The organism is Pseudoduganella sp. GW821-FHT05F09 (assembly GCF_059419605.1).
Genome location: NZ_JBWKSD010000008.1, coordinates 114,228 through 126,793, shown reverse-complemented (window position 1 = coordinate 126,793; position 12,566 = coordinate 114,228). Strand labels below are relative to the sequence as shown.

Below are 12,566 nucleotides of genomic sequence, written 5' to 3'. Positions count from 1 at the left end.
CCATGCCCGGACCTTACATCCTCTCCATCGACAACGGCACCCAAAGCGTGCGCGCCTTGCTGTTCGACCTGGCGGGCAACCTCGCCGCCAAGACCCAGGTCCACCTCCAGCCCTATTACTCCGACCATCCCGGCTGGGCCGAGCACAAGGCGGAAGGCTATTGGAACGCGGTCTGCATCGCCTGCCAGCGGCTGTGGGAAGACTCGGGCATCAGCCGAGAGGACGTGAAAGGCGTGGCCGTCACCACGCAGCGCGGCACCGTCATCAATGTGGACAAGGACGGCAAGCCGCTGCGGCCCGCCATCACTTGGCTGGACCAGCGCCGCACCAGCACCGTGCCGCCCATCGGCCCCTTGTGGAAGGCCGCCTTCAAGCTGGCGCGCGTGGAAGGCACCATCAACTACTTCCGCCGCGAGGCCGAGGTGAACTGGATCGCCGCGCACCAGCCGGACATCTGGGCCCGGACGCACAAGGTGCTGCTGCTGTCGGGCTATTTGAACCATCGCCTGTGCGGCAGCTATGTGGATTCGACCGGCTCGCAGGTGGCCTACCTGCCGTTCGACTACAAGAATCACCGCTGGGCCGGCGCGCGCGACTGGAAATGGCAGGCGCTGGCGGTGCGGCCGGAGATGCTGCCGGAACTGGTGCAGCCCGGCACGGTGATCGGCGCCATCACGGCCGAAGCGGCGCAGGCTACCGGCATCCCGCAAGGCACGCCGCTGGTGGCCGCCGCCGCCGACAAGGCCTGCGAAGTGATAGGGGCGGGCTGCCTGGAGCCGCACATCGGCTGCCTCAGTTTCGGCACCACGGCCACCATCAACACCACCAACACCAGGTACATCGAAGTCACACCCTTCATCCCGCCATATCCCTCGGCGGTGCCGGGCGCCTACAGCACCGAGGTGCAGATCTTCCGCGGCTACTGGATGGTGAACTGGTTCAAGGAGCAGTTCGGCCACCTGGAGCAGGCCACCGCCACCGAGAAGGGCACCTCGCCCGAAGCCCAGTTCGACAAGCTGGTGAACGCCGTGCCGCCCGGCTCCATGGGCCTGATGCTGCAACCCTACTGGAGTCCCGGCATCAAGGTGCCCGGTCCGGAAGCGAAGGGCGCGATGATAGGTTTTGGCGACGTCCACACGCGTGCTCATATGTACCGGGCCATACTGGAAGGCCTGGCCTACGCGCTGCGCGAAGGCACGGAGCGGATACAGAAGCGCAGCGGCGTGCGGGTGACGGAGCTGCGCATCGCCGGCGGGGGCTCGCAAAGCGACGCCGCCATGCAGCTTTCGGCCGACATCTTCGGCCTGCCCGCCGCGCGCGCCCACCTGTACGAAACCTCCGGCCTGGGCGCGGCCATCTGCGCGGCGGCGGGCCTGGGGCTGCATGCGGACTTCGCCGCCGCCATCCAGGCCATGACGCGGCCCAGCCGCGTGTTCCAGCCGTCGGAAGCCAGCCGCAAGACCTACGAGCAGCTCTACCAGCGCGTCTACCTGAAAATGTACAAGCGTTTGCAGCCCATGTACGCGGAAATCGCCGACATTACCGGCTACCCCGAAGCGCTGTAGCGCCTGTGAATAACTCCCGCTGCTGAAAAAATGTGCGGGATAACTTTTTTCTTTCTAAACAGCCACTTAGGTGGCGGCGGTCCGGCTTGTTAACATGCTTATCCACAGAATCTGTTAACAAAGTCGGGCTTGCTTAAGCGGCATCGCGCAGCGCCGTCCCGGACAGCAGCTCTATGCTGCGGTAGCCGATGTGGATGGCGCCCAGCGCCTCCAGCTGCTTCAGCTCCTTGGACAAGGTCTGGCGCGAAATGCCCAGCATCATGGCCAGCGCCTCCTGCGACACCGGAATGCGCGGCCGCACCGCGCTCGACATGGCCGCGTCGCCGCGCGCCAGCAGCAGCAAGCGGCGCACCACGCGGGCGCGGGTGCTGCGCAGCGTGGCGTCCTCCATCATGCTGTACATCATGCGCAGCCGGGTCGCCAGCAGCGAAGCCACGGCGCGCGCGAACACCGGGCGCTCCATCAGCGCGTGGAAAGCCTCGTGCGGCAGCACCAGCAGCTCGCAGGCGCCGATGGCCGTGGCGTCGTGCGTGCGCGGCAGGCTGTCGATCAGCGAAATCTCGCCGAACCACGTGCCCGGCTCGATCACGCCCAGGATGGCCTCGCGCCCGTCCTCGCGCAGCGTGGACACCTTCAGCGAGCCGCGCAGCACCGCGTACAGGCCGCCGGGCGCGTCGCCCTGGCGGAACAGCATCTCGCCGCGCCGCAGCCTGACCGGCTCCGCGCCGTCCAGCATGGCGGCGCGCACATCGGCGGGCAGGGCGGCGTACCAGGGATTGGCGAGCAGGATGGCGTAAGGCATGCGGCAATTGTAAGGAAATTGACAGTCTCAAGTCCAGCGCGCCGCGATACTAGACCAAAACAACCCAGGAGACTCCCATGAACATCCCGTCCGTACAACACCTCGTCAGCCCCGAAGAATGGCAGTTGCGGGTCGACCTCGCCGCCTGCTACCGGCTGGTGGCCCTGCATGGCTGGAGCGATTTGGTGTTCACCCACATCAGCGCCCGCATCCCCGGTCCCGAGCACCATTTCCTGATCAACCCCTACGGGCTGATGTTCGACGAGATCACCGCCTCCTCGCTGGTGAAGGTGGACCAGGACTGCAACAAGCTGATCGACAGCGCCTTCCCGGTCAACCCGGCCGGCTTCGTCATCCACAGCGCGGTGCACGCCGCGCGCGCCGACGCGCAATGCGTGATCCACACCCACACCCGGGCCGGCGTGGCGGTCAGCGCGCAGAAATGCGGCGTGCTGCCGATCTCGCAGCAATCGACCTTCGTGCTGGCCTCGCTGGCCTACCACGACTACGAAGGCGTGGCCTTCCGCGACGAAGAAAAGCCGCGCCTGCAGGACGACCTGGGCCGCGCCAACTTCCTCATGCTGCGCAACCACGGCCTGCTCACCTGCGGCGGCAGCATCGCCGACGCTTTCCTCGCCATGTACATCTTCGAATCCACCTGCCAGATCCAGCTGGCGGCGCAGGCGGGCGGCGAGCTGGTGCACGTGCATCCGCAAATTGTGCAAGGCGTGGCCGAAGCCATGCGCGTGCAGACGAGCGGCCTGGGCGGCGCCTTCGCCTGGCCCGCGCTGATACGCAAGCTCGACAAGCTCGACCCCAGCTACCGCACCTAAGCCTCCCATCAAGCGCTCGCCAGCCGGGGTCCACCAGCCGGGGTCGCCAGCCGGGGTCAGTTCTGTCATCTCACCATGAGCTCGGCTGTCACGTACCGTTATAGATGAGGCCGTGACGCGATGACAGAACTGACCCCGGGGTGGGGACGCTAGAGGGCGGCGGTTTTCAGGGCTTCGCTGGCGGCGGCGGGGCTGGCGCTGAGGCTGGACTGGACCTGGTTGCGGCCGCTTTCCTTGGCGATGTACATGGCGCGGTCGGCGGCGACGAACAGGGCTTCGGTGTTTTCCATCTGGTGCGGGTAGATGGTGGCGACGCCGACGCTGAGCGTGATCCACGGCGAGGTGATCGAGCGCGGGTGCGGCAGCTGCAGCGCTTCGACGTGGCAGCGTATCGATTCGGCCAGCGCCAGCGCGGAGTCGGCGTCGGTCTCGGCAAACAGCAGCACGAATTCTTCGCCGCCGTAGCGCGCCGCCAGGTCGGTGGCGCGCAGGGCGTGCGCGTTGATCGCTTGCGCCACCTGCTGCAGACAGACGTCGCCGGCCGCGTGGCCCAGGCTGTCGTTGTAGAGCTTGAAATGGTCCACGTCCAGCACCACCAGCGACAGCGGCGAGCCGCTGCGCATGGCGCGCTGCCATTCTTTTTCCAGGAAGCCGTCGAAGTGGCGCCGGTTGGCGATCTTGGTCAGCGGGTCCACCATCGCGGCGCGCTGCAGCGCGTCTTCCGACATCTTGTGGTGCGTGATGTCGTGCAGCAGGCCGATGAACAGCGGCTGGCGCATGAACATCGGCGTCAGCGTCAGGTCCATGCACACCGAGGTGCCGAACTTGTGCCGGATGATGACTTCGCGCGTGCCGTGGCTGTGCGCCGTCTCCGGGTTGGCGGCGTAGCGCCCGAAGTAGTCCAGGTATTCCTGCGCCACCAGCGGGTTGAGCAGGTCGAAGATGGTCTTGCTGGCCAGCTCGTTGGGCGCGTAGCCCAGGTACTGGTCGCAGGCCGGATTGGTAAACTGGATGCGGCCGTCCGGCTCGATGATCAGCAGGCCTTCGGCCATGGAGTTGACGATGGTGCGCAGCCGCTCGGCCTGCTCCTGCTGCGTTTCGCTGTTCATGCGGATTTGCAGCTGGGTGCGCACGCGCGCGCACACTTCGGCCATGCGCAGCGGTTTGCCGATGTAGTCCACGCCGCCGGTGTCGAAGCCGGCCACCACGTCTTCCGCCTCGTTCTTGGCGCTCATGAAGATGATGGGGATGCGCGCGGTGAGGGGATTGGCTTTCAGCTGGCGGCACGTTTCCAGCCCGTCGATGCCGGGCATGACCACGTCCAGCAGGATCAGGTCGGGATGCACGCGCCGGGCGATCTGCACCGCCCGCTCGCCGGAGGTGGCGACGAAGGTCTGGTAGCCCTGCTCAACCATCATTTTGCGTAATACGCTCAGATTGGCCGGTGCGTCGTCGACGATCAGGATCGCTGCGTCGCGACGAGGGGAGTAACTGGAACCGCCGTTGGTCATTACTTATCGCCTGGTCGAGGGTAACTATCTGTCTAAATCATACCGCTTTGCCAATTCAAATTGTAAAAAAACATGAGTCGTTCAGGCGGAAAAGAGTACGAACGTCCCTTATTTTCCAGAATGTTGCTATTGCTGCCACGAAACTAAGTAACTTTTGGTATTTAAGATGTTGCGCAAGGCGGTCCATGTTGTTATGGGGCAACAGAGGGCGGGGAGGGAAGCGTGGGCGGCGGATGCGCCCACGCGGTGCTGCGGAATGACTACGGAATGACTGCGGAATTACAGGCGTTCGGCGATCAGCTTGCCCAGGATGGCAACGCCGGCGCGGATGCGTTCCGGCGGCACGGTCACGAAGGACAGGCGCAGCGTGTTGGTCTCCGGCTCGTTGGCGTAGAACGGCGCGCCGGGCACGAAAGCGACTTTTTGCTTGATGGCTTCGTCCAGCAGTTCCATGGCGTTGATCTGCTTGGGCAGCTTGACCCAGATGAACATGCCGCCTTCCGGCTTGGTCCAGGTGGCGCTGGCCGGGAAGTGTTCGGCCATTGCGTCCAGCATGCACTGGCACTGGTCGCCGTACAGGGTACGGATGGTGGGGATGTGCTGGTCCAGGAAGCCGTCCTTGATCACTTCGTGCACCACCATCTGCGTCAGCTGCGAGGTGTGCAGGTCGGCGGCCTGCTTGGCCAGTTCCAGGCGGCGCACCAGCGCCAGCGGGGCGACTACGTAGCCCAGGCGGATGCCGGGGGTCAGCACCTTGGAGAAGGAGCCCATGTAGATCACGCCGTCCGGGTTCATGGCCACCATCTTCGGCGCCGGCTCGCCCTTGTAGCTCAGCGAGCCGTAGGGGTCGTCTTCCACCAGCGGCACGCCCAGGCGGGCGCAGGTTTCCACCAGTTCCTGGCGGCGCGCGATGGACAGGCTGCGGCCGGTCGGGTTCTGGAAGTTGGGCAGCGCGTACAGCAGGCGCGCGCCGGCGGCCACGTCGTTCAGCGACGACGGCACTAGGCCGTCCTCGTCGGTGGCGACCGAGACGAAGTTCGGACGGTAGACCGAGAACGCCTGCAGCGCGCCCAGGTAGGACGGGGTCTCCACCAGCACTTTGCTGCCTTCGTCGATCAGCACTTTGCCCAGCAGGTCCAGCGCCTGCTGCGAGCCGGAGGTCATCAGCACTTGTTCCGGCACGATCTTGGCGCCGTTGGCCGACAGCGAATCGGCGATCCACTGGCGCAGCGGCAGGTAGCCGTCGGTCGGGCCGTATTGCAGGGCCACTTTACCGTTGTCGCGCAGGACCTTGTCGAAAGCCGCCTGCATGCGTTCCACCGGGAAGGTGGCGGGCGAAGGCAGGCCGCCGGCGAAGGAGATGATCTCGGGCTGCTGGGTCACCTTCAGGATTTCGCGGATGAAGGAGCTTTGCATCTGGCTGGCGCGCTCGGCGAACTGCCACGGGAAGGGATGGGGGTTTTCGATTTTCATACGATTGCTCTCAGAGGAAGTCGGCGGACGGGGTCCGGCCGATGAACAAGCGCGCTTGTGGCGGCCGTGAAAGAGCGGCGCCGGGTGGGCGCCGCCCGTATCTGTCTATTAGGCGATCTCGGCGATCAGTTCAATTTCAACGCACGAGCCGCGCGGAATCTGCGCCACGCCGAAGGCGGAGCGCGCATGCTTGCCGGCGTCGCCGAACACTTCACCCAGCAGCTCGGAGGCGCCGTTGGTGACCAGGTGCTGTTCGGTGAAGTCGGGGGTGGAGTTCACCAGGCTCATCAGTTTAACGATGCGCTTGACGCGGCCCAGGTCGCCGCCGCAGGCCGCTTGCAGCGTGCCCATCAGGTCGATGGCGATGGAGCGGGCCGCTTGCTGGCCTTCCTCGGTGGTGATGTTCTTGCCCAGCTGGCCTACCCATGGGTTGCCGTCGGCTTTTTTGGCGATATGGCCGGAGATGAATACCAGGTTGCCGGTTTGCACGTACATAACGTAGGCCGCGACAGGAGCTGCCGGCGGGGCCAGGGTGATATCGAGCGATTTGAGTTTTTCGTAGACGGACATGTTTGGTATTCCAGAAAAAGGTTGCAAGAGTGATGCGGTGAGACCGTTATTGTACGTCTTTCTCGCTGCTGATCTGCATTTTGCGGCCCATAGCAACGACGGAAATAACGGCCAAAGCGAACAGAATATTGCTCAATTCTATAGTTTCGCCCAAAACCAGCGCCGCGCCGACGATGGACAGGAAGGGCTGCACCAGCTGCACCTGCCCCACGCGGGCCACGCCGCCCAGCGCCATGCCGCGGTACCAGAAGAAGAATCCGATGAACATGGAGAACACGGAAACGTAGGCGAAGCCGCCCCAGGCGCGGGCGCCGGCATGCAGCATGGCGTCCCAGCCGTCCCGGCACTGCCACAGCACCACCGGCAGCACCAGCGGCGCCGACAGCAGCAGCGCCCAGCTGATCACCTGCTGGCCGCCCAGGGACTTGGACAGCTGGCCGCCCTCGGCGTAGCCCATGGCCGCCAGCAGCACGGCGGCGAACACGGCCAGGTCGGCCGCGTGCAGGCTGCCGCCGCTCTGGTACAGCGCGAAGCCCGCCACCAGCGAGGAGCCGAGCACGGCCATGAGCCAGAAGCCGAGCGAGGGTTTCTCGTAGCCGCGCAGCGCGGAGAACATGGCCGTGGCCAGCGGCAGCACGCCCACCAGCACCGCGCCGTGCGAGGCGGGCAGGGTGCGCATGGCGATCGAAGTCAGCCACGGAAAACCGATCACGCAGCCCAGCGCCACCAGGGCCAGCTGCGGCAGCGCGGCGCGCGGCGGCAGCGGCGCGCGCTTCCACAGCAGCCACAGCCCGGCCAGCAGCGCGGCCACCAGCGCCCGCCCCAGCGCCACGAAGGACGGCTCGAAGGCCGCCACCGCCATGCGGGTGAAGGGCAGCGTCAGGCTGAAGATGGCCACCCCGGCCAGGCCGAGCAGCATGCCCTGGGTTTCGTCGGACAGGCGCGGGACGGTGGCGGTCTGCGTGGTCATGGTTCGCTTTCAAAATGGGATGGGTGTATCCTATGTGAGAACACCAATACAGTGCCAATACACTTTCCCACATAATTTACATACTGTGATGGCGATATGACCAATACAACGCAGCAGGACGCGCCCGTCCGCGCCAAGCCGGCGCCGCCGTCAGTGCCGCTGCTGGCGCCACTGTCGCGCGAGTCCGGCGAGTCGCTGATCGACCAGATCGTGCGCTCGGTGGCGGCCCGCATCGACGACAAGCTGCTGCGCAGCGGCGCCCGCATGCCCTCCATCCGCCAGTTCGCCAGCGCGCACGGCGTGAGCCCGTTCACGGTGGTGGCGGGCTACGACAAGCTGGTGGCGCGCGGCTACCTGGAGTCGCGCCGCGGCGCCGGCTTCTATGTGCGCGAACGCTCGCCCATGAACGCGGGCGAGCGTTCCTCCCCTGCCGGCGCGGAGCTGGCCACGCTGTCGTCCCCGGCGGACGGCGACGCCAGCCAGCTGGACGTGGTCTGGCTGGTGCGCAATATGTTCCGCCAGGTGCCGCACCAGCAGATGCCGGGCGCGGGCGTGCTGCCGTCCGAGTGGCTGGACGGCGCCAGCATCGCCAACGCGCTGCGCGCCATCAGCCGCCAGAACCCGGCGCAGCTGGTCAACTACGGCGTGCCGCAGGGCTTTCTGCCGCTGCGCCAGCAGCTGCAGCACAAGCTGGGCGAGCTGGAGATCGCCGCCGCCCCGGAGCAGATCGTCACCACGGCGGGCGTGACGCAGGCGCTGGACCTGGTGGCGCGCGAGTTCACGCTGCCCGGCGACACCATCTTTGTCGACGACCCGGCCTGGTTCCTGATGTTCGGCTCCTTTGCCGCGCTGGGCGCCAAGGTGGTGGGCATCCCGCGCCTGGCGGACGGGCCGGACCTGGCCCAGCTGGCGCAGCTGGCCGCGCTGCACAAGCCGCGCCTGTACGTCATCAACTCGGTGCTGCACAACCCCAGCTCCACCTCGCTGTCCGCCGCCAAGGCTTTCCAGGTGCTGCGCCTGGCCGAGGAGCACGGCTTCACCGTGGTGGAGGACGACATCTATTGCGACCTGCACCCCGGCAGCGCGGTGCAGCCGGCCACGCGCCTGGCCGCGCTGGACCAGCTCAACCGCGTGATCTACCTGGGCGGCTTTTCCAAGACCATGGCGGCCAACCTGCGCGTGGGCTTTATCGCCACCAAGCCGGAATGGGCGCAGCGCCTGGCCGACCGCAAGATGCTGTCCACGCTCACCACCGGCGAAATCGGCGAGCGCGTGGTGTACAAAATCCTGTCCGAAGGCCTGTACCGCAAGCACGTGGACCGCATCCGCGCGCGGCTGGACGCGCTGCGCGGGCGCACCTACCGGCAGATGGAGCGCGTGGGCCTGAAGGTGGATGTGGCGGCGCCGGCCGGCATGTTCGTGTGGGCCGACGCGGGCCGCGACACCAACGTGCTGACCGCCCACGCCATGGCGGAAAACCTGCTGCTGGCGCCCGGCAGCCTGTTCTCGCCCAGCCAGCTGCCGTCCACCCGCATGCGGCTGAACCTGGCCGCCATGCAGGACCCGGCCGTATGGCGCTTCCTCGAACGCGAGCTGAAAGGGTAAAATTGCTGTCTTGTCATTGCCGGAACGGCGCGCAACCGTGCCCCAAGCAGCTGAATGGATCCTAAAACCGTATATCTGATTGCAGCGCTGATGATGCTGGCGAACGGCGGCGTGCTGGGCCTGATGCATGGCGACCTGCCGCATTCGCTGCGTCCCAGCGCCGTCAGCTGGCGCGTTTCCACCCTGGTGCACGCCTGCGGATGCCTGTTGTTCCTGGTGCATGACCTGGCGCCGCGCGGACTGATCCTGCCGCTGGGGAATGGCCTGTTTGTGCTGGGCTTTACCGGCTACTGGCGCGCGCTGCGCCAGTTCTACGGCGTCCCGGACAGCCGCTGGATCTGGCTGCCCGCCATAGCCGGCGGCGCCGGCGTGTTCTGGTACAGCGCGGTGCAGCCGGACCTGGCCGCCCGTATCGCCGTGCTGTCGCTGACCTGGCTGGTCATCCTGGGGGCCTGCGTGCGGCATTTGCAGGCGCAGAAGCGGCGCGCCCGCGCCAGCAGCCGCCGCGTGATGAGCGGTCTGTTCATCGGCGTGATCGTGTTCATGCTGCTGCGCATGGCTTACTTCCTCATCGCCGGCGTGCCGCCCGGCTACCGGGTGTCCGACGGCGCCTACTGGATCAATATCGCCGCGCCGCTGGTGGTGGCCACCATACCGGTGATCGGCACCACAGCCTTCCTGCTGATGTGCTCCGAGCGCATCCGCCGCCAGTGGGAGCGCGCCGCCTCCACCGACTACCTGACCGGGCTGGCGAACCGCCGCACCCTGGCCGACACCGGCGCGCGCCGTTTCGAGGCCGCCGGGCCGGGCATGGGCGTGGCCCTGATCGACATCGACCATTTCAAGCAGATCAACGACCGCCATGGCCACGCCATTGGCGACGTGGCGCTCAAGCAGGTGGCCGAGCGGCTCGAGTCGGCCTGCCGCGAGACCGAGCTGCCGGCGCGCCAGGGCGGCGAGGAGTTCGTGGTGCTGTTCGAGGCGGTGGACGGCGCCGGCGCGCGCGCCGCCGGCGAACGCCTGCGCCATGCCGTGGCCGCGCAGCCCTTCATGGCGGGGGAACTGAAGCTGGCCATTACCGTGTCCATCGGCGTGGCCGTGCGCGCGCCGTGCGACGCTGCCTTCGACGACCTGCTGCGCCGCGCCGACGCGGCGCTCTACGCCGCCAAGGCGGCCGGCCGCAACCGGGTAGAATGCGCTGCTCTTGAAATTGCGGGCGATATCCCCAATTACGGGGAACCTTTGCAACACCCCACACCCTGATTAATCGAAGACTATTGAGGTAAAAATGGCTGACACCGAAAAGCAAACACTGGGTTTTCAAGCGGAAGTAAAACAGCTGCTGCAGCTGATGATCCACTCCCTGTACTCGAACAAGGAGATCTTCCTGCGCGAACTGATCTCGAACGCGTCCGACGCGTCCGACAAGCTGCGTTTTGAGGCGATCAACAACGACGCCCTGTACGGCAACGATCACGAACTGAAAATCAAGGTCAGCTTCGACAAGGCAGCGCGCACCATCACCATTTCGGACAACGGCATCGGCATGAGCCGCGACGAAGCCATTTCGCACCTGGGCACCATCGCCAAGTCCGGCACCAAGGAATTCTTCGGCAAGCTGTCCGGCGACCAGCAGGCCGACGCGGCCCTGATCGGCCAGTTCGGCGTGGGCTTCTACTCCGGCTTCATCGTGGCCGACAAGATCACCGTTGAAACCCGCCGCGCGGGCCTGGACGCGGCGCACGGCGTGCGCTGGGAATCGGCCGGCGAAGGCGACTACTCCATCGAGCAGATCGAGAAAGCCTCGCGCGGCACCGACATCATCCTGCACCTGCGCGAAGGCGAGGACGAGCTGCTGTCGTCGTGGAAGATCAAATCCATCATCCGCAAATACTCGGACCACATCTCCCTGCCCATCGTCATGGCCAAGGAAGAATGGGACGAGGAGAAGAAGGAAACCGTCGTCAAGGACGAACTGGAAACCGTGAACCAGGCCAGCGCGCTGTGGGCGCGTGCCAAGTCCGACATCACGCCGGAGCAGTACGAAGAATTCTACAAGCACGTGTCGCACGACTTCGCCGCGCCGCTGACCCACACGCACAACCGCGTGGAAGGCCGCAGCGAATACACGCAGCTGCTGTACATCCCGGCCAAGGCTCCGTTCGACCTGTGGGACCGCAACAAGCGCGGCGGCATCAAGCTGTACGTCAAGCGCGTGTTCATCATGGACGACGCCGAACAGCTGATGCCGACCTATCTGCGCTTCGTCAAAGGCGTGATCGACTCGGCCGATCTGCCGCTGAACGTGTCGCGTGAAATCCTGCAGGAATCGCGCGACGTGAAAGTGATACGCGACGGCTCCACCAAGCGCGTGATCGGCATGCTGGAAGAACTGGCCAACGCCGACGAGCAGGAAAAGAAAGACAAGTACGCCACCTTCTGGACCGAATTCGGCCAGGTGCTGAAAGAAGGCGTGGGCGAGGACGCGGCCAACAAGGACCGCCTGGCCAAGCTGCTGCGCTTCGCCTCCACCAACGCCGACAGCGACGAGCAGACCGTATCGCTGGCCGACTACGTGGCGCGCATGAAGGAAGGCCAGGACAAGATCTACTACGCCACGGCCGACAGCTACAAGGCCGCCAAGAACAGCCCGCACCTGGAAATCTTCCGCAAGAAGGGCGTGGAAGTGCTGCTGATGACGGACCGCGTGGACGAGTGGATGCTGTCCTTCCTGACCGAGTTCGAAGGCAAGGAGCTGGTGTCGGTGGCCAAGGGCGGCCTGGACCTGGGTTCGCTGGAAGACGAAGCCGAGAAGAAGGAGCACGAGGAAACCGAAACCTCGTACAAGGAGCTGACCGAGAAGATGAAGGCCGCGCTGGCCGACAAGGCCAAGGAAGTGCGCGTGACGTTCCGCCTGACCGATTCGCCGGCCTGCCTGGTGGCGGACGAGCACGAGCTGTCCGGCAACCTGCTGCGCATGCTGAAGGCGGCGGGCCAGGCTGCGCCCGAGTCGAAGCCGATTCTGGAGATCAACCCGAACCATCCGCTGGTGACGCGCCTGAAGTACGAAAACGCGGACAGCACCCAGTTCGCGGACTGGTCGCACATCCTGTTCGACCAGGCGCTGCTGGCCGAAGGCGGTGCGCTGGCCGACCCGGCGGCCTTCGTCAAGCGCCTGAACGAAATGCTGCTGAGCGGCGCGGCCAAGTAATCCGCCCCGCCTGAAGCAAAGCCGGC

At 65.9% G+C, this 12,566-nt stretch carries 10 protein-coding genes; 5 read left to right on the top strand and 5 right to left on the bottom strand.

Annotated elements, in window-relative coordinates; genetic code table 11:
- Positions 1-2: 2 nt before the first annotated feature.
- Positions 3-1,565, top strand: coding sequence for an FGGY-family carbohydrate kinase (locus AC07S4_RS23980; protein WP_494989000.1), 1,563 nt, complete (start codon positions 3-5; stop codon positions 1,563-1,565).
- 133 nt (positions 1,566-1,698) lie between these two features.
- On the opposite strand, the gene AC07S4_RS23975 is transcribed toward AC07S4_RS23980, so the two are convergent.
- Positions 1,699-2,367, bottom strand: coding sequence for a Crp/Fnr family transcriptional regulator (locus AC07S4_RS23975; protein WP_494988999.1), 669 nt, complete (start codon positions 2,365-2,367; stop codon positions 1,699-1,701).
- A gap of 77 nt (positions 2,368-2,444) precedes the next feature.
- Here AC07S4_RS23975 and AC07S4_RS23970 point away from each other — a divergent pair, with 77 nt between their 5' ends.
- Positions 2,445-3,200: a class II aldolase/adducin family protein gene (locus AC07S4_RS23970; protein ID WP_494988998.1), complete on the top strand. Its 756-nt coding sequence runs from the start codon at positions 2,445-2,447 to the stop codon at positions 3,198-3,200.
- Positions 3,201-3,349: 149 nt separating this feature from the next.
- Here the strand turns inward: AC07S4_RS23970 and AC07S4_RS23965 are convergent, their stop codons facing one another.
- From AC07S4_RS23965 to AC07S4_RS23950, 4 genes are all read right to left on the bottom strand, one after another.
- Positions 3,350-4,711, bottom strand: coding sequence for a diguanylate cyclase (locus AC07S4_RS23965; protein WP_494988997.1), 1,362 nt, complete (start codon positions 4,709-4,711; stop codon positions 3,350-3,352).
- Between the two features lie 279 nt (positions 4,712-4,990).
- Positions 4,991-6,184: an aminotransferase-like domain-containing protein gene (locus tag AC07S4_RS23960; RefSeq protein WP_494988996.1), complete on the bottom strand. Its 1,194-nt coding sequence runs from the start codon at positions 6,182-6,184 to the stop codon at positions 4,991-4,993.
- Positions 6,185-6,292: 108 nt separating this feature from the next.
- The gene (locus AC07S4_RS23955; RefSeq protein WP_161073023.1) at positions 6,293-6,754 is read right to left on the bottom strand and encodes a RidA family protein; all 462 of its coding nucleotides are present in this window, start codon (positions 6,752-6,754) and stop codon (positions 6,293-6,295) included.
- A 46-nt stretch (positions 6,755-6,800) separates the two neighbouring features.
- A complete protein-coding gene (locus AC07S4_RS23950) occupies positions 6,801-7,724 on the bottom strand; it encodes a DMT family transporter (protein ID WP_494988995.1) in 924 nt (307 codons plus the stop codon).
- Positions 7,725-7,820: 96 nt separating this feature from the next.
- Here AC07S4_RS23950 and AC07S4_RS23945 point away from each other — a divergent pair, with 96 nt between their 5' ends.
- Genes AC07S4_RS23945 through htpG form a run of 3 tightly spaced genes read left to right on the top strand, consistent with a single transcriptional unit; the run spans position 7,821 to position 12,540 of the window.
- Positions 7,821-9,329 carry an aminotransferase-like domain-containing protein gene (locus AC07S4_RS23945; protein WP_494988994.1) on the top strand — a complete coding sequence of 503 codons (1,509 nt, stop codon included), beginning with the start codon at positions 7,821-7,823 and terminating at the stop codon, positions 9,327-9,329.
- Positions 9,330-9,383: 54 nt separating this feature from the next.
- Positions 9,384-10,592, top strand: a complete 1,209-nt coding sequence (locus tag AC07S4_RS23940) for a GGDEF domain-containing protein (protein WP_494988993.1) — start codon at positions 9,384-9,386, stop codon at positions 10,590-10,592.
- Between the two features lie 25 nt (positions 10,593-10,617).
- Positions 10,618-12,540 (top strand): molecular chaperone HtpG, encoded by a 1,923-nt coding sequence (gene htpG / locus AC07S4_RS23935; protein ID WP_494988992.1) that lies wholly within the window; start codon positions 10,618-10,620, stop codon positions 12,538-12,540.
- Positions 12,541-12,566 lie beyond the last annotated feature (26 nt).